The organism is Pseudoalteromonas sp. c7(2019), assembly GCF_011378625.1.
GTDB classification, from domain to species: Bacteria; Pseudomonadota; Gammaproteobacteria; order Enterobacterales; family Alteromonadaceae; genus Pseudoalteromonas; species Pseudoalteromonas arctica.
This window is the reverse complement of the sequence record NZ_WTKS01000003.1, coordinates 289,919-306,264: the sequence shown is the minus strand read 5'-3', so window position 1 is coordinate 306,264 and position 16,346 is coordinate 289,919. Positions and strand designations below refer to the sequence as shown.

General features: G+C 39.3%; 17 protein-coding genes and 1 other RNA gene. 8 read left to right on the top strand and 10 right to left on the bottom strand.

The features are described 5' to 3' along the window. Nucleotides 1-77: 77 nt before the first annotated feature. Together sspA and GQR38_RS05060 are read left to right on the top strand one after the other, a co-directional pair. Nucleotides 78-704 (top strand): stringent starvation protein SspA, encoded by a 627-nt coding sequence (gene sspA / locus GQR38_RS05065; RefSeq protein WP_002957965.1) that lies wholly within the window; start codon nucleotides 78-80, stop codon nucleotides 702-704. After that, nucleotides 704-1,141, top strand: coding sequence for a ClpXP protease specificity-enhancing factor (locus tag GQR38_RS05060; protein ID WP_007580339.1), 438 nt, complete (start codon nucleotides 704-706; stop codon nucleotides 1,139-1,141). Before sspA ends, GQR38_RS05060 begins: the two co-directional genes overlap by 1 nt. Nucleotides 1,142-1,200: 59 nt before the next feature. Here the strand turns inward: GQR38_RS05060 and dolP are convergent, their stop codons facing one another. Genes dolP through GQR38_RS05040 form a run of 4 tightly spaced genes read right to left on the bottom strand, consistent with a single transcriptional unit; the run spans nucleotide 1,201 to nucleotide 4,654 of the window. Beyond that, on the bottom strand, nucleotides 1,201-1,767 hold the full coding sequence (dolP, locus tag GQR38_RS05055) for a division/outer membrane stress-associated lipid-binding lipoprotein (protein ID WP_165721142.1): 567 nt from the start codon (nucleotides 1,765-1,767) through the stop codon (nucleotides 1,201-1,203). After that, entirely contained in the window at nucleotides 1,760-2,353 is a 594-nt protein-coding gene (locus GQR38_RS05050; RefSeq protein WP_002957968.1) for an SIS domain-containing protein, read from the bottom strand. The genes dolP and GQR38_RS05050 overlap by 8 nt, the downstream gene beginning before the upstream one ends. Nucleotides 2,354-2,385: 32 nt before the next feature. Then, entirely contained in the window at nucleotides 2,386-2,757 is a 372-nt protein-coding gene (locus GQR38_RS05045) for a YraN family protein (RefSeq protein ID WP_165721141.1), read from the bottom strand. 19 nt (nucleotides 2,758-2,776) lie between these two features. Next, nucleotides 2,777-4,654 carry a penicillin-binding protein activator gene (locus tag GQR38_RS05040; protein ID WP_007582872.1) on the bottom strand — a complete coding sequence of 626 codons (1,878 nt, stop codon included), beginning with the start codon at nucleotides 4,652-4,654 and terminating at the stop codon, nucleotides 2,777-2,779. 61 nt (nucleotides 4,655-4,715) lie between these two features. On the opposite strand from GQR38_RS05040, the gene rsmI reads away from it, so the two are divergent. Continuing rightward, complete coding sequence (gene rsmI / locus GQR38_RS05035; protein WP_138488543.1) at nucleotides 4,716-5,573, top strand: 16S rRNA (cytidine(1402)-2'-O)-methyltransferase; 858 nt, start codon at nucleotides 4,716-4,718, stop codon at nucleotides 5,571-5,573. Nucleotides 5,574-5,615: 42 nt separating this feature from the next. Then, nucleotides 5,616-5,978: RNase P RNA component class A (gene rnpB, locus GQR38_RS05030), an RNA gene on the top strand. Nucleotides 5,979-6,053: 75 nt separating this feature from the next. Here the strand turns inward: rnpB and GQR38_RS05025 are convergent. After that, on the bottom strand, nucleotides 6,054-7,133 hold the full coding sequence (locus tag GQR38_RS05025) for a mechanosensitive ion channel family protein (protein ID WP_165721140.1): 1,080 nt from the start codon (nucleotides 7,131-7,133) through the stop codon (nucleotides 6,054-6,056). A 117-nt stretch (nucleotides 7,134-7,250) separates the two neighbouring features. Here GQR38_RS05025 and GQR38_RS05020 point away from each other — a divergent pair, with 117 nt between their 5' ends. Then, a complete protein-coding gene (locus GQR38_RS05020) occupies nucleotides 7,251-8,204 on the top strand; it encodes a YihY/virulence factor BrkB family protein (protein WP_007582878.1) in 954 nt (317 codons plus the stop codon). 3 nt (nucleotides 8,205-8,207) lie between these two features. On the opposite strand, the gene GQR38_RS05015 is transcribed toward GQR38_RS05020, so the two are convergent. Both GQR38_RS05015 and GQR38_RS05010 read right to left on the bottom strand, forming a co-directional pair. Next, nucleotides 8,208-9,095 carry a LysR family transcriptional regulator gene (locus GQR38_RS05015; RefSeq protein ID WP_010554286.1) on the bottom strand — a complete coding sequence of 296 codons (888 nt, stop codon included), beginning with the start codon at nucleotides 9,093-9,095 and terminating at the stop codon, nucleotides 8,208-8,210. Between the two features lie 89 nt (nucleotides 9,096-9,184). Beyond that, on the bottom strand, nucleotides 9,185-12,289 hold the full coding sequence (locus tag GQR38_RS05010; protein ID WP_165721139.1) for an EAL domain-containing protein: 3,105 nt from the start codon (nucleotides 12,287-12,289) through the stop codon (nucleotides 9,185-9,187). 201 nt (nucleotides 12,290-12,490) lie between these two features. On the opposite strand from GQR38_RS05010, the gene GQR38_RS05005 reads away from it, so the two are divergent. Then, a complete protein-coding gene (locus GQR38_RS05005) occupies nucleotides 12,491-13,333 on the top strand; it encodes a pirin family protein (RefSeq protein ID WP_010554288.1) in 843 nt (280 codons plus the stop codon). Between the two features lie 21 nt (nucleotides 13,334-13,354). Further along, the gene (locus GQR38_RS05000) at nucleotides 13,355-14,329 is read left to right on the top strand and encodes a glutathione S-transferase family protein (protein ID WP_165721138.1); all 975 of its coding nucleotides are present in this window, start codon (nucleotides 13,355-13,357) and stop codon (nucleotides 14,327-14,329) included. Nucleotides 14,330-14,332: 3 nt separating this feature from the next. Here the strand turns inward: GQR38_RS05000 and GQR38_RS04995 are convergent, their stop codons facing one another. From GQR38_RS04995 to GQR38_RS04985, 3 genes are read right to left on the bottom strand one after another with little or no spacing between them, the layout of a single operon-like run. Further along, nucleotides 14,333-14,575: a hypothetical protein gene (locus GQR38_RS04995; protein WP_007582895.1), complete on the bottom strand. Its 243-nt coding sequence runs from the start codon at nucleotides 14,573-14,575 to the stop codon at nucleotides 14,333-14,335. A 10-nt stretch (nucleotides 14,576-14,585) separates the two neighbouring features. After that, a complete protein-coding gene (locus GQR38_RS04990; protein WP_165721137.1) occupies nucleotides 14,586-15,032 on the bottom strand; it encodes a hypothetical protein in 447 nt (148 codons plus the stop codon). Between the two features lie 6 nt (nucleotides 15,033-15,038). Then, complete coding sequence (locus GQR38_RS04985; protein WP_010554292.1) at nucleotides 15,039-15,377, bottom strand: hypothetical protein; 339 nt, start codon at nucleotides 15,375-15,377, stop codon at nucleotides 15,039-15,041. A 496-nt stretch (nucleotides 15,378-15,873) separates the two neighbouring features. Between GQR38_RS04985 and mraZ the strand changes: the two genes are divergently transcribed. Then, a complete protein-coding gene (mraZ, locus tag GQR38_RS04980) occupies nucleotides 15,874-16,332 on the top strand; it encodes a division/cell wall cluster transcriptional repressor MraZ (RefSeq protein ID WP_007582904.1) in 459 nt (152 codons plus the stop codon). Nucleotides 16,333-16,346: the final 14 nt, after the last annotated feature.

Genomic DNA, 16,346 nt, shown 5'->3' with positions numbered 1-16,346 from the left:
GAACATTTTTAAAGGTAATTTTGCAATAGGGGCTTAAGCCCCTTTTGCTGTTTTAGTTATTTAATGGAGGTATAGGCATGGCCGTAGCTGCCAATAAGCGCCCTGTAATGACCCTTTTTTCTGGTGCTAACTGTATGTATAGCCACCAAGTACGTATTGTACTTGCGGAAAAAGGTGTAAGTGTAGATATTCATTTGGCTGAAAAAGATAACTTGCCAGAAGCACTTCACGAAATTAACCCTTACGGTACAGTGCCAACACTGATTGACCGTGAGCTTGGTTTATACCAGGCAAACATCATCATGGAATACCTTGATGAGCGTTTTCCTCATCCTCCACTAATGCCTGTTTACCCGGTAATGCGTGGTCGTAGCCGCTTAATGATGCATCGTATTGATACTGATTGGTACAGCCTAGCTGACAAAATCAGTAACAACACGTCAGACGCTGCTCAAGCTCGTAAAGAGCTAACAGAAGCATTGCTTGCTGTAGCACCTATTTTTAGCGAAGCACCTTACTTTATGAGTGAAGAGTTTAGCTTAGTAGACTGTTATTTAGCTCCACTGTTATGGCGTTTACCAGAGTTTGGTATTGAGCTTAATGGTGCAGGTTCTAAAGAGCTTAAAGAGTACATGATCCGTTTATTTGAACGTGAGTCATTCCAAGCCTCTTTAACTGAAGCTGAGCGTGAGATCCGTTTATAATGACGCCTAATCGTCCTTATTTATTACGTGCTTTTTTTGATTGGATAGTCGATAACGAGTGTACACCGCATTTAGTGGTAGACGCTGGATTTGCAAATGTACAAGTGCCAACACAATTTGTTCAAGACGGACAAATTGTTTTAAACATAAGTCCATCAGCGGTCACACAGTTTTCGTTAGACTTAACCCAACTTAGCTTCAGTGCGCGCTTTGGTGGTCAGCCAATGCAAGTGTATGTACCTCTAGGTGCTGTGCTTGCAATATACGCGCGTGAAAATGGCGAAGGAACAGTCTTTACCGCAGATGAGTTTTTAGAGGACGAAGACGATTTTGTGCCAGAGCTTGAAAGTGTTGATTCATCAGCTGAGTTTATTGATGAAACACCACCAGAAAAGCCTGAGAAGAAAAAAGGCTCTCATTTACGCGTTATTAAATAACAAGTAAATGCCAAAAAAAACCGCTGAATAAGCGGTTTTTTTATGTCTGTATTTTGTGTTTACAAGTATTCAAATACTTTAATTACACGCTCTACGCCAGAAACATTGCGGGCAATATTTACAGCTTGAGTTGACTCAGAGTCAGATACTAAGCCCATTAAAAAAACTTCAGCATTTTCTGTCACTACTTTAATGTTATTACTGCTAATGTCTTTTGCTGTTAGTAGTTGGGCTTTTACTTTAGAAGTTAGCCAAGAGTCGTGAGTTTGTGTAGTAATGCCAGTATTTGAGCCAATACGAATTTGGTTATGTATTTTACGAATACCTGAAACGCCCTCAATAGTGCGCTGCGCTTCGTTTCTCATTTCTTCGTTAGCAACTTGGCCAACAAGTAAAACAATACCGTTAACACTTACAGCGCTTATATTGGCAAATTTTTCAAGACGTTCTACTTCGCTAAGTGCAATACTGGCTTTTATTTCAATGTTGTTATCGTCAATTTGAGAGCCAATAGTACGGCGGTCGTTCGCTGCAGTTACTGCACTGGCTGTACCTGCAACAACAGCGGCTGCGCAGCCTTGCAGTAATACAACAGTACCTAAAACAATAAGAGAGCGTTTAAACATAATTTTCATCCTGAGGGAAAAGCGTTAAATCAACAAGTTCGCTTAAACAATGTAAGTTAACTAAATGGGATTCGATAATGCGGCTAGGGCGTTTAGATGGCGATCTAATTTCAACATCGTTAGGGCCAAGTAGCCCTACCAACTCGCCACCATCATCACCAACCATAACTATGACCTTCATATCTTTAGTTAGTGCAGCTTCAACGGCAGAAATAACATGTTTTTCGTTACCGTTTATAGCCAGTACAAGCAATAAATCACCTTGTTGGGCAAAAGCGCGGACTTGGCGAGCAAATGTATCGTGATCGTCTACTTGAGTACTTTGCCCCAGATTAACGTTTTCTTGCGATAGAGCAATTGCAGGTAAGCAGGGACGTTCGGTTTCATAATGATTAACCAACACACCCGCCATATGCTGAGCGAGCATGTGGCAATTTGCAGTACCGCAGCAAATGAGTTTATTTCCGTTGATCAGACTTTGTGCAATAGTAAATGCAGCTGACTCAAGAGCACTAGGTAGCACTTCACCAGCAGCGATTTGAACTTGAATGCTTTCTGTAAAAATTTCTTTAATTGTGTCTTGCATAGCCTACCAATAATTTATCTTTGTATTTGCGTTTAAAATACATTTTTAAGCCAATTAATATTAGGAGATGCTTCTCCTGTAATGGCTACATAATCAATTCTTAGAGCTTGGTTAGTTAAATTTTTAGCTGCTAAGTAATGATAAATACTACGTTTTAATCGAGCTTGTTTTTGTGGACTAAGCGCATAGTTGGCACCGCCACGAGCATTATTTTTGCGAAACTTAACCTCAACGAATATAAGGGTATCGCCTTCTTTCATAATGACATCAAGCTCACCAAAGGGGCAGTAATAATTACGTTCAATGGGTGTTAGCCCTTGAGTAACTAAGTATTTTTGCGCTTCAAGCTCATAATACTGGCCTTTTTCGCGACTATTGTGCCACAGCTCTTTAAACCACGACATGCCGCCCCCTTAATTAAGTTTAATTGATAGTTTGTATGTCACCCGCTGATTGCATAAACAATGGTACAGGGCGTTGTGTTTCTAATTGCACAGGCTTAATGCGACGGTTTGTATATTGAGCCCAGTCGAGCGTGCGTTCTATATGGCCGCTGGTATTAACAGATAACTTACCGCTTAAACCACTATATTGATTGCCTGGCATTACGCTTAACTGCCTGATGTCATGTAATATTGATACAGCATCGTACGCCATTGCAAATAAGCGTTGGCTAATATCTACTTGCTCTGGCCATAACGAATCATACTGCTGGCGTAAGTTATGTTGTTTAATTTGCGAATCGAGCATCCACGGCAATTCAGTGAAGTATAGGCCGTCTAAGTCGCCTTTGTCAGTACTGTCAATTTGTTTACTATGACTTTTAGAGCTGGCATAAAGTGGAATACGATCTGCAAATGTACTTACGTTTACATCAAGGTAAGGTTTAATTAAGCGTGTTTCTATTGCATCACCCAAAATATAAATAACGTCTATATCACTACGCGAACGGGTTTCGTTTTCTACTTCCTGTTTAAATAGTGCTTTAATCGTTTTTATGCGCTCTTTTGATTTATCAACTTCTAACAAGCTGGTAATTGTATTAGGCATATCTTTTTTATCGTTATAAAAACCTATTTGCGGCTTGGTTTCGCTATAGCGTTGCCACTGTAAGTTAAAGTAATCAACCAAGCGTTGGCCATTTGCGTTATTTGGTGCAAGCAACATAGGTTTTTGATAGCCCTTAGTTAAAAAGTGTTCTAAGGCTTGTTGTACTTCGTGCTCAGGGTTTAGTGCAAAGTAATAATGCTGAAGCGAAATTCGCTCACCATCAAAGGTGTTTAAATGCAGTACCGGAGTATCAATAAGAGTTTGTGCATTGGCAAGTTTATCAATATTTGCTTTAAGTAGAGGACCAATTACAAAGTCAGGCTTTATTTCTTCAAGTTGCGCTGCAATTTCTTCTGTACTTAAGTTTTCATCAATAAAAATAGTGTCGTTGATATTTTGCGTATCAAGTGCAGCTAATACGCCAGCTTTAAGGGCATCACCTAAACGTTCGTTAGGGCCCGATTGTGGAAACAGCACAACTAAGCGCTCTATATTGATAGGAGCAAGTTCAGTAAGCATTTCATCTTGTTCAGGTAATACAGTAAAAGCCGGATGCCCAATATAGCGTCTGCGCCAATTGTTGATCGCTTGATCTAACTCTACGCCACTACTAGCATATACTTGATGATATAAGGCTAGGTTAGCCCACCCTTGCTGAATGACCGAACCACGGTTAAAACGTTCAAGTGCATAAGAAGAAAGTTGTTTTAAGTTATCCCACAAATTTTGATTAAGTTGAGGGATTTCTATATTATTTTTTGTTGCTGTTTCAGAGGCTCTAAAAAAGTAGGGTGCAGCTTTTTTAGGAAAATTTTGCGATGCGTAAATGCTGGCCGTTAAAAACTGATGCCAAGCAAAATGCTCAGGTTGAGTCAGTTGTCCGTCTAGCGACTGTAAAATAACCAAAGCTTGATCATTTTTATTCTGTTGTTTTTGTGCAAATGCAATATAAAGACGGTTCTGGATTTGATCAACACTTGCGGTTAATTCAAGCTCATTACCAATTATCTCCAATAAAGGCCAGTTTTGCTCACTAATTGCTGCATCACGGGCGCTATACAATAACTGTATTTTATCGGCACCTTGGCGGTTTTGCGCCAATTGATAGATGGATTGCGCACTGGTTGCCTGATTTTGCAGTGCATTAGTGCGGTTACTTACGTTATCGCTGTTTTTAGTTGGTTTTTCGGTTGTGCTACACGCCGATAACCCTGACAATATAATTAATAGACTAACTAGTTTAAGTCGCACAATGATTTCCCAATACGTTAACGCGATTTGCTTATATTACTGACTGACGCAGGAGACCTCAATGTTAAATGAGGAGAATTCACAGAAAATTGGCACTCTTTACATTGTTGCCACCCCAATTGGCAATTATGACGACTTAAGTCACCGTGCCATTGCGACATTATCGCAAGTTGACTTAATAGCTGCTGAAGACACTCGCCATACCGGCAAGCTACTTAGCCACTTTGGAATTAAGGCAAAAACGTTTGCATTACACGACCACAACGAAAAGCAAAAAGCACAACAAATTATTGATCAACTTAATCAAGGTTTAAATATTGCTTTAGTATCTGACGCTGGTACACCACTAATTAGTGATCCAGGCTACGCTGTTGTAAATCTGTGTCGCGAACAAGGCGCTCATGTTACACCTGTTCCAGGTGCATGTGCTGCAATTACAGCCGTATGTTGTTCAGGCTTACCAACCGACCGCTTTCAGTTTATTGGTTTTACGCCAGCTAAAAGCAAAGCTCGCCAAGACTTTTTTATCGAAGCTGTTAACTCAGGCATTACCAGCATAATGTACGAAAGTACGCACCGTATTATGGCAAGCCTTGATGATTTAGCACTAGCCCTAGGTGATGAGCAGCAAGTTGTGTTTGCTAAAGAGCTAACCAAAACCTTTGAAACATTTTTTAATGGTAGTGTAAGTGAGCTTAAACAGTTTTTAACTGATGATCCTACCAAGCAGCGCGGCGAAATAGTGCTTATGCTTGCGGGCAAACCAAAGCAAATAGACGATGTTCCGCCTGAAGCGCGCAAAATGCTGGCACTTCTTGAAAGTGAAATGCCAATGAAAAAAGCCTGTGGCGTTGTTGCTGAATACTTTGGAATGAAGAAAAACGCTTTATACAAAACAATTATTGAAGAAAAAGAGTAAATTTTACTGCGCTTGGTATTAGCCTCATGTATACTGCGCGCCGAGTCAGCCAAGATGATCGCTGCCTGTGACGAAAATGATCAGGGGGAGGAAAGTCCGGGCTCCATAGGGCAGAGTGCCAGCTAACGGCTGGGGGGCGTGAGCCCACGACAAGTGCAGCAGAGAGGAGACCGCCAATCTCGATTGGTAAGGGTGAAAGGGTGCGGTAAGAGCGCACCGGGCCGCTAGTAATAGTCGGTTGCAAGGTAAACTCCACTCGGAGCAAGACCAAATAGGGTTCCTTATGGCGTGGCCCACGTTGGAACCGGGTAGGTTGCTTGAGCCATAGAGCGATTTATGGCCTAGACGAATGATTATCACTTTCTTCGGAAAGGACAAAACCCGGCTTATACGGCTGACTCACTCATTCAATAAAAAGCCCGCAGTTAATACTGCGGGCTTTTTTGTGTTTAAATTTTAGTTAATACAATTTAAGCATTATTAAATAATATTTTTCCCTTGTTCTGGATCGCGAGATTGCTCTGCTTGTTCACGTATTTCGTCGGTATCACTGCTTACATCATCAAGCGTTTTAGTTTGCTCAACAGTTTCATTCTTTCCGTTTTGTATTTGCGATGGTTGTTTTCGATCTGAACTAGAAATACTGTCGTTAGGGTCGGTGAGTATAATTCTTTCTCGTGCGTCATCAGGCATGCTGATGTTTTGTTTTGTGAACTCATTGACTAATTCGCGCATAAGTTGTGAGGCTACTTTTAATGGACTGTGCTGCTCGCTATTAACCCAAAAATACAAAACGAAGTTAATAGTAGATGAGCCTAAATTTTTTATTAAAACTTGCGCGGGTGGGTCGCTAAGTACCGCATTTTGTTGATTGGCAATATCGAGGGCGAGGGTTTGTGCGCTGCGTATATCGTTATCGTAGCCAATACCAATTTCTACTTTGCCGCGCATTTTTGGATTGGCAGTCAGATTTTTAATGGTATTTTTATATACAGTCGCATTGGGTATTTGAATATGATTGCCATCGTAATCAACAAGTGTGGTTGCTCTTGCTGTTACTTTTTTAACAATACCTAATCGGCCATCCACTTCAATTACGTCGTCAATTTTAAAAGGTCTTTGTACGCTCAGTAATAAACTGGCAATAAAGTTCTCTGCTATGTCTCTAAAAGCAAAGCCGAGTATTAAACCTATTAACCCAGTCCCACTCATAATAGCAACAGCAAACTGAGTAAGCCCTGCTAAACGTAAAAATAAATATACCCCAAATAAAATTATTAGGGTGCTTATGCTGCGCCTTATAACTAGGTGAACAAGCTTGCTGTCAGTCATATAGTCAATGGGTTTGATTAGTAATCTAGAAAGTGGTCCTGAAATTAAGTAACTGAGTACTAAAAGCATTATACCGAGTAAAATAGTGGGTAATATTTGCGCTGTTACGTGAAGTAATTGCACGCCTTGCTCATAAAAGAAGTTCCACGAAAGTGTATCAACTTTGATCACTTCAGTTATTGGTGTTGTATTATTTAGCGCTACACTGCTTTTTAGGGTACCGAGCATGGCTTATCTTCCGTGTTAGAGTCTTTTATAGATAAATATTAGCAAGTTTGGTACCAAACGCTTATAACTTGGCAAATATTTTGCTGTAGTAACGTAATACAAATATTGAGGTTTAGAATGAAAGAAGCTAAACGAGGACAGCAAGCAGAGCAGCCTGCACATATCCCTTTTATAGGTTGGTGGGATATTGTTAAACGTATTTTTAAGCAAATGAGCGAAGATAATTTATCAATAGTAGCTGCAGGTGTCGCATTTTATGCACTGCTTGCTATTTTTCCAGCCATTGCGGCGATGGTATCAGTGTATGCGTACTTTTCATCCCCAACAGATATTAGTGAGCACTTAAGTAAAATAGTTACTTTGCTTCCACCAAGCACCAGCGAACTGATTTTATCTCAGGTTTCTAGCCTTGCTAAAACATCAAGTGCAAGCTTGAGCTTAAGTGCAATTGGTACGCTCATACTTACTATTTGGAGTAGTTCAAAGGGCAGCCAAGCACTTATTACTGCATGTAATATTAGTTATCGTGAATATGAAAAACGCTCATTTTTTCAGGCTCAATTAGTCCGTTTTCTATTTTCGGTAGGAGCGATTGTAGTCGCAATTTTTGCGCTATTAATTATTGGTATTTTACCTATTGTACTTAATTTAGTGGGACTAAAAGAAAGTATAGATTTATTAATTAAACTCATTTCTTGGCCATTATTGGCTTTTACCTTTAATTTTGCATTGGTACTTTTATATCGTTATGCCCCACATCGTAAACCTGCTAAATGGCGTTGGATCACAATGGGGTCGTCTATTGCTACCGTGCTGTGGATTTTAGCATCTATAGGTTTTTCATTTTATGTGTCGCGCTTTTCTAGTTACAACGAAACGTATGGCTCACTAGGTGGTGTAGTGATCATGCTGATGTGGTTGTATATCAGCGCTTATATAATCACATTAGGTGCTGTAATTAATGCAGCTACTGAGCAGCAAACAGGTAAAGATAGCACTGTAGGGCCGGCTAAAGAGCGTGGGCAGCGAGGCGCCTATGTAGCAGATCACCTCGATGTAAAAAATGAATAGCTATTAATTAGCTAAATTAGTAAGTGCAGTAATTTGCTCTTTAAATTCTTGTGCTGCAGGACCAAGCCTATCGTTGTCGTTGCACATTAAATATAAATTAAGAGTGCGGGTTGTACCTTGGTCTAAATTAAGTGCAATGAGGGTTTGATCTTCAATTAAGTGTGCAATTTGTGTTTTTGGCAGCCAAGCATAACCTAAATTTTGACTAACCATATCAATAGAGTTACGTAAGTGGCTTACTGTCCAGCGCATATCAGCACCTAGCCAGCCTTCGTTGTGACTGGTGTGGGTTGCTGAATCGCGCACTACTATTTGTCTATGTAGCTTTAAATCACGAAAGTTGAGTTGTTCAGTATGTTGGTGTAATACATGGTCTTTATGCGCAACCGCTATAAACTCTATATCGCATAACGTACTGCAGCTAATTCCATAGATAGGAATTGATGAAATGGCTAAATCAACCACTGAGTTATGTAATAATTCGTTTGCACCTGTTAGCACGCTTTCTACTAAATCAATTTTTAAAAGAGGGTAAAGCTCACTCGTTTTAGCAAGTGCTTGGTATAAAATAGCGTGTGGAAAAACCTCATCAACAGCTATTTTTAATGTGCTTTCTACGCCTTCGCTTAGCGTACTTGCTACCGATTCTATTTTAGTCGCTTCTTCAATTAAAAACTCGGCTCTGCGTAAAATCAGCTTACCGCTATCGGTTAAAAATGCTTTACGGCCTTTTACTTCAAGCAACTTAATTTGCAAGGCGGCTTCAAGTTTTTGCACAGCATGGTGTACGGTTGACTGACTTTTATGTACAGCTGCGCTTGCGCCTGCAAACCCGCCATGATCCACAACCGCTTTAAACATTCGCCATTGCTCTAATGTTGCTTTTGCCATTTTTAAATCCTGTTACTACTTTATATCTGATTGCTTAACTTGACCGCGCAGACGCATTATTTATTGCGTAACAGTGATTTTTTGTCTATTTATTTTAACAAAGCTACTTTTTTATCAGCTAGAAGTGCCATAAAACTGCTTTTATTTAAAGGTCTTGAAAATAAATAACCTTGACCGTAATCGCATCCTGCTTCAAGTAGTAGCTGCATTTGTAATTTAGTTTCAATTCCTTCGGCGATTACTTTTAAGCCCAACTGATGCGCCATAACAATGATGGCTTCACACAATGCAAGTTCTTGACTGCCTATTTGAATATTATCAACAAAACGTTTATCTATTTTTAAATAGTCGGTGTCCATTTCTTGTAAGTAAGCGAGCGACGAATACCCGGTACCAAAATCATCAAGAGCAAGCTGCATTCCTGATTTTACTATTTCTTTTAGGCGTCTTTGCGTAAGTGCTTCAGGGTTAACCATTAAGCCTTCAGTTATTTCTGCGACAATTGACGAAGCAGGCAGTTTTGCTGCTTTTAGCATATCGTACCATTCATCTATGCCACTCTCTGGCGTGGATAATTGCACTGGCGATACGTTTACACTTATTTGAAAAGTATCATCGGTTAGTGTTTTTATATCGTTAAGTGTTTGCAAAGCTTGGGCAAATACAAATTGACCAATTGCATTTATTTGCCTGGTTTCTTCAGCAAGTGGGATAAATGCGATAGGGCTAATTAGGCCTTTTTCGGGATGTTGCCAACGAATAAGCGCTTCAGCTTTATGAATATGTAAATCATTTAAAGCAACTATGGGCTGATAAAATAACTCAAACTGTTCAAGTTCTATGGCACTTCGTAAGTCTTTTAATAGCACCATGCGCGCGTGTGCATATTCGCGCATGTCAGCAGAGAAAAACTCAAAACAGTTACGACCATTACTTTTTGCTTTATACATAGCCTGATCGGCTGCCTTTAAAAGCTGTTCAGTATTTTCACCATCATTAGGAGCGCAAGCAATGCCTATGCTTGCACTAATAAATAACTCTTCGTTTTCAAGATGCAAAGCTGACGATAGACTAAGTAAAATATTATTCGCAATTTGATTAATATGGCGCGTACTTTTAATGTGACTAAATACAATAACAAACTCATCTCCCCCAATTCGTGCCACAAACTCAGCGTTTTTTGCCGACTGGACTATACGCTGAGATACGAGTTTTAATAAGTTATCGCCATAGTGATGGCCTAATGTGTCATTAATATCTTTAAAGTGATCAATATCTAAAAGCATGACAACCAATTGATTATCTGGAGTAACAACATTTGAAAATCGTTGATTTAATCGCTCCTTTAACTCTAAACGATTTGGTAAGTCAGTTAGGTGATCAAAATGAGCTTGTCGCCAAATGGTTTCATCAGCTTGTTTTTTTTCTGTGAGGTCTGTGAATATCGCAATACGACGAATAGGTGCGTTGTTTGTGTCATAAATAGTATCGATAGTGAGCCACTCAGAATAAAGCTGCCCGTTTTTTTTACGGTTAATAACCTCGCCTTGCCAGCGGCCTGTTTGCTGTAATTCAGACCACATTTTATTGTAAAAATTCTTATCATGTTTTCCTGATGAAAGAATTGAAGAGGACCGGCCAATAACTTCTTCTTTACTATATAAAGTCGTTTTACAAAACGCAGGATTTACATCAAATATAATGCCCGTTGGATCGGTGATTGCCATGCCTTCACTACTGTTGTTATACACTAGTGAGGCAAGGTGGAGTGCTTCTTCATTTACTTTTCGTTGTGTTATATCTCGTAGCACAACAACGTATTCATTTTTACTTTGCATTGCGCTAATACGTGCTTCAAAGCTGCGTTTAGGATCTGATTTTTCGAGTGTGAATTCTAAATTGCTCGAAACATCAAGTTTAGATAACTGCGATAACAAAAGCTGAACATTGCTGTGTGAAAGAATTGATGATAAATGAGGTACTACAGTGCTGTTAGGATTTACTTGAGGCTTAAACTGTCCTGTTATGTTGAGAATATCGCCATGGATGTTAATTCTAACGTAACTATCGGGCAGAGTATTAAGCAAGCTAGTAAGCTCATCATGCTTGTTTTTTAAATTAGCCTCAGCTGTTAACCGAGTTTGCGCCATTGATTTAAAACGCTGATAGAGAGTATTTAGCTCTGGATTATTGGGTTGTATTTTTTGTGACGGCATTTCGCCCTTAGCCAATACGTTTGTTGCATTTGTTAGATTATTAATTGGGTCAATAATGCTGGTTTTAAGTAGTTTACGTGCAATTAAAGACAGTATCAGCAGCGATAAAATAAACACACCAATCGCTATAAAAAAATTATTATTTATTTGCTTTAAAGCATGTGTGACAGGAAGTGCGATATGTATATTTAAGCTGTTATTACTCGGATCGCTGTAAATAACAGAGTGATGAAGCATTCGGGCTTCACCTTCAATAGACTTTATTTTTGTTGATGCCTCATTATCAATCGAAGAATCAGTTGCTAATAAAGTCTGTGCAATATTATCGCCAAGCGCGGCCGTTGTAGGTGGATAACGCGCTAAAATTTTTCCGTTAGAATCAGCAATTGCAGCAATAGAGCCTGGCGGAAGTTCAATGTCATTAAAAGCATTGTTCCACCAGTCAAGCGCAACAACGATAACTACAACGCCCTGAATTACATTTTTTTTATTAATAATAGGTAACGCAAAGTTAAGGGTGTTTTTTTGCAGACTTCGGTCGTGCTGAAAATAACCTACCGACAATTGGTTACTTTTTAAGGCGTTTTGGAAATACGCCCGATCGGCAATATTAATTGTTTTGGCTAACCCGCTTGTTGTGCATATAACAATGCCATTTGGATCTATAATCCCGATATTGGCAACATGTGCGTAAATAGATCTAAATTGATTAAAATAATTAGGGCAGGTCGTTGCTAAATTTTCTTTCTTACTTTCCTCTTTAGCCAAATAACGCGCTAAACGGTCAATATCATCGACTAAGTGCTTTTGCTGTAAAATTAATTGCTTAGCAATATTTTCTACTTTTTTTTCACTTTGCTCAATAGAGTGATCGCGTTCAAGCAGCAGTGTAAAAATAATTACAGCGGTGCCCGGAATACTTAGCAATATAAGTAAACGATAAAGCTGATGTTTGAGAGAATAAGTAAAAATAACCATTCCTTAGTTTTGTATTTTGCAATAACAATTGTAGCCAAATTCACTCCAAATAACCATAGTAATTATAAGGTTGAAAATGTAACCAATGAATCATTATAGTTCTATTTTTTGGAATGTTAAGGTCGATTTAAAGACATAGTTGTTTTGTTTAATGGATGATTTAATAACCCCATAAACTTATTCTTTAGAGTGAATTAATAAATGAAAATATCAAAAATACTTACAGCTTATGCAACTCAAGATGGCGATGGTGTGAGTATTAGCCGTATACCTGGGTTTGATGGTAAATATTTAGATCCCTTTTTAATGATTGATGAACTTAAGTCAGACGACAAAAAAGATTATATGGGAGGCTTTCCTGAGCATCCGCACCGAGGTATTGAAACGTTTACTTATATTCTAAAAGGTGGCTTTGAACATCGTGACCAAATGGGTAACAGAGAAGCAATTAAAGCAGGCGATGTGCAATGGATGAGTACAGGGCGCGGCGTCATGCACAGTGAAATGCCACTCGCGGATGCTGTAGATGGACTGCATGGCTTTCAAATTTGGATCAACATGCCAAGCGCAGAAAAAATGCGTGATTCACGTTATCAAGATACTACTAAAAACCCAGCTCCGAGTTTTACAAATACGCAAGGTGTGACGTTAAAATCACTTGCGGGATCGTGGCAGTTCGAAAGTGAAACGCTTACAAGCGCTCTGCAAAGTTTAGCGGCTAATGCGGCGCTCGCTGATATTACATTACCCGCTGGTAAAAACATCTATTTAGAGCCTCTTAGCCAACAAAAAGTAATGCTTTATATTCATAGCGGCTCACTAATAATGAGCGACAATCAAACAATACCAGCGGGCAAGTTACTTATTTTGGAACCAGGCAGTGATATTAATATTAGCTCTGAGCACGGCGCTGGTGTTTTGGTTTTAGCAGGCGATCCACTTAATCAACCGATTGCTCATATGGGGCCGTTTGTAATGACGACGCAAGCAGAAGTACAGCAAGCAGTGCGTGATTATCAAAACGGCGAGTTTGGCAAAATTTAACGGTATTTTTAGGAGAGTTTTATGGGATTATTAGTTAACGGTCAATGGCAAGATAAATGGTACGACACCGATTCAAGTAACGGTAAGTTTGAACGCGAAACAGCGCAGTTACGTCACTGGATCACTGCAGATGGTAGCGCTGGAATAACGGGCGAGGCCGGTTTTAAAGCTCAAGCGAACAGGTATCATTTATATGTGTCACTTGCGTGTCCTTGGGCGCATCGAACGCTTATATTTAGAGCGTTAAAAGGGCTGCAAGATTTAATTACGGTGTCGGTTGTTAGCCCTGACATGCTTAATAGTGGTTGGGCTTTTGATACGCAAAACCACAGTACTGGCGATGCATTATTTAATAGTAATTACTTACATCAAGTGTATACAAAAAATAACCCTGAGTATTCTGGGCGAGTAACGGTTCCCGTATTGTGGGATAAAAAGCTCAATAGAATTGTCAGTAATGAGTCTGCCGATATTATACGTATGTTCAATAGTGCGTTTAATGAATTAACAGGTAATAACGATGATTACTATCCTGAGGCACTGCAACCAAAAATTGACGAATTAAATACACTGATTTATCCAAATATAAATAATGGTGTTTATCGTACGGGCTTTGCTACAACTCAAGATGCGTATGAAGAGGCGTTTAACGATGTATTTAAAGCACTCGATACAGTAGAGGGGATACTGAGCAAACAGCGGTATTTAACAGGGGATAACCTCACAGAGGCTGATTGGCGATTATTCACCACGCTCATTCGGTTTGATAGTGTGTATGTTGGCCACTTTAAATGTAATTTACGCACAATTGAAAGCTATCCTGCACTGAGCGGATACCTTAGAGAGCTATATCAGGTTAAGGGAGTAGCACAGACAGTTGATTTTTATCATATTAAACGTCATTACTATTTTAGCCATACAATGATCAATCCAACACAAGTTGTGCCAAATGGCCCAAGTGTTGATTACTTATCTGATCACGGTAGAAATGTTTAACGTTTAAGCAAACAGCCTAACAAGCCAGCCGTATTTTCTTACCAAGCTGGTTTCGCCTTTCCCTGCTTGTACAGCTGCGCCGGCTAAAAAGGCACTTGTTAGTCCCACTTTAGTTGCGGCAAAACGCTTAAGTCTATATTGAAATGCCGCATGATGTTGGCGTTTTAACTCGCTGCGCGTGTCCATTTGCTTACTAAGAGCATCAACGTTTTCATTAGGTGCTTTGATTAAGTAGTTAACTAACATGATAATTTCCTTATAAGTTAAACAGTTGTTTTAAGCTTTTGAGCGTTTTACTAAAGCCAATTTTATTGCTTAGGTAAACCGTATTTTTCCAAAGCCATGCTAAACAAGCAACTTGCAGCAAAGCAGCTGTTGCAATACTCAACCATACTGACCCAAAAAGATCATATACACCGTATCCAACAGCACCTAATACTCCTGCCCACAACAAAACCAAACCACTGGCAAAACAGCCTAAAAATATAGTGATCAATGCAAGCGATCTAAGCGATAACCGCCATTCAGCTTTAGCAAGCTGATGGGTGATCTTTCCTTGAGTTTGGTAATCGTCCTTGAGCTGCTTAGAGTACTCTAAAAGCTTTGCAATATGATCTTGCCAATCGTCCTTTTGGCTCTGCTGCTCAGTAGTTTGGTTTTGCGCTTCACCATCCTTGGCTGCGCTTGTTTGTGGGTTATTCATCACTGATTACTTACGACGAAATAGTGATGTAATCAGCATACCCGCAGCAAAAGCAATACCCGCGGTTGCTAATGGATTTTCAGAAGCAAATGCACGGGTTTTAGCTGTACATTCACTTAACTTTTCGCGTGCAATAAGTTGTTTTTCGCTTAGTGCTTCTGCTGAACTCGAAGCGCCTTTACGAACACTGCTTTCAGCTGTTGCTGCTTTGCTAGAAAGTGCATCTACAGCATCGTGCGCCGCTGATGTTGCTTTCTCTGTAAGAGGTGATTCAGTATTTGTTAGTTTAACGTCAGGCTTAACATCTGAAGTTGTGTTTGGTTTCGTATTTGTTGCAGTAGCCATAATCAATCCTTAATAAGTTAAAAATTTAAATAGTGATTTAGATGATGCAATGATTAAACCAAAACTGTTATTTATTTTAAATTATTGATTTTGTTTGTTTTTGTTGTTTGTATATAACTTTTTGTATTTGGTAATTTAAAGCAAACAGTAACTATTACTACACGGTTAGGTAAATTTTACAAAGGGAGTAAAAATGCTTAAAAAGTTGTAAATATTCATTGGTTATTCAGTAAGCAAAGCGTGTAAACAGAAAGTTATAAAAAACAGAATAGATATTTTTTTCATCACAATCCCACTTTTTCCCACGTAATTCAAACGCTTCGCTTGAGCCCTTATTTTTTCTAGCTTTGGGACTTACTAAAGCTGGTCAGCTTACTTGACAAAATGGCTTGTCAAGCCCTAAACTGGAGCACTGTGGTAAAAAGTGGTTTTTAGTGGATCACACTGGATAAAAATAAACAAAAGTTGAATAAAACAATTTTAAAGTAGGTTTTTTATGTTTCGTGGCGCGAGTTCACTGAGTTTGGATGATAAGGGGCGTTTTGCGGTACCGACTAAGTACCGAGAATCTCTATTGTCTGAAGATCAGGGAACGGTTATTTGTACCGTCGCATTAAATGAGCCGTGTTTATGGTTGTATCCGCTGGCTGAGTGGCTAGAAATAGAAAGCCGTTTAGCTAAAATCTCCAATATGAACCCACGAGCCCGTCGAATGCAGCGTATGTTGCTCGGGAATGCTACTGAATATCAACTTGATAAAAATGGTCGAATTTTGCTTGCGCCGTCACTGAGGGCTCATGCATCACTTGGCAAAAAAATCATGCTAGTTGGTTTGATGAATAAATTTGAAATTTGGGATGAGGCGCGTTGGCACGAGCAAATGCAGCAAGATACTGAGCTTGAAAGGCTTGGCGATTTTGAACCTAACCAAGATTTAGATAATTTTACACTCTAACAGCACAAAAAAAG

Bases quoted from the DNA above. Each gene is read 5' to 3' on its own strand.
- sspA (WP_002957965.1), top strand. From the start codon at position 78: ATGGCCGTAGCTGCCAATAAGCGCCCTGTAATGACCCTTTTTTCTGGT.
- GQR38_RS05060 (WP_007580339.1), top strand. From the start codon at position 704: ATGACGCCTAATCGTCCTTATTTATTACGTGCTTTTTTTGATTGGATA.
- dolP (WP_165721142.1), bottom strand. From the start codon at position 1,767: ATGTTTAAACGCTCTCTTATTGTTTTAGGTACTGTTGTATTACTGCAA.
- GQR38_RS05050 (WP_002957968.1), bottom strand. From the start codon at position 2,353: ATGCAAGACACAATTAAAGAAATTTTTACAGAAAGCATTCAAGTTCAA.
- GQR38_RS05045 (WP_165721141.1), bottom strand. From the start codon at position 2,757: ATGTCGTGGTTTAAAGAGCTGTGGCACAATAGTCGCGAAAAAGGCCAG.
- rsmI (WP_138488543.1), top strand. From the start codon at position 4,716: ATGTTAAATGAGGAGAATTCACAGAAAATTGGCACTCTTTACATTGTT.
- GQR38_RS05025 (WP_165721140.1), bottom strand. From the start codon at position 7,133: ATGCTCGGTACCCTAAAAAGCAGTGTAGCGCTAAATAATACAACACCA.
- GQR38_RS05020 (WP_007582878.1), top strand. From the start codon at position 7,251: ATGAAAGAAGCTAAACGAGGACAGCAAGCAGAGCAGCCTGCACATATC.
- GQR38_RS05015 (WP_010554286.1), bottom strand. From the start codon at position 9,095: ATGGCAAAAGCAACATTAGAGCAATGGCGAATGTTTAAAGCGGTTGTG.
- GQR38_RS05010 (WP_165721139.1), bottom strand. From the start codon at position 12,289: ATGGTTATTTTTACTTATTCTCTCAAACATCAGCTTTATCGTTTACTT.
- GQR38_RS05005 (WP_010554288.1), top strand. From the start codon at position 12,491: ATGAAAATATCAAAAATACTTACAGCTTATGCAACTCAAGATGGCGAT.
- GQR38_RS05000 (WP_165721138.1), top strand. From the start codon at position 13,355: ATGGGATTATTAGTTAACGGTCAATGGCAAGATAAATGGTACGACACC.
- GQR38_RS04995 (WP_007582895.1), bottom strand. From the start codon at position 14,575: ATGTTAGTTAACTACTTAATCAAAGCACCTAATGAAAACGTTGATGCT.
- GQR38_RS04990 (WP_165721137.1), bottom strand. From the start codon at position 15,032: ATGAATAACCCACAAACAAGCGCAGCCAAGGATGGTGAAGCGCAAAAC.
- GQR38_RS04985 (WP_010554292.1), bottom strand. From the start codon at position 15,377: ATGGCTACTGCAACAAATACGAAACCAAACACAACTTCAGATGTTAAG.
- mraZ (WP_007582904.1), top strand. From the start codon at position 15,874: ATGTTTCGTGGCGCGAGTTCACTGAGTTTGGATGATAAGGGGCGTTTT.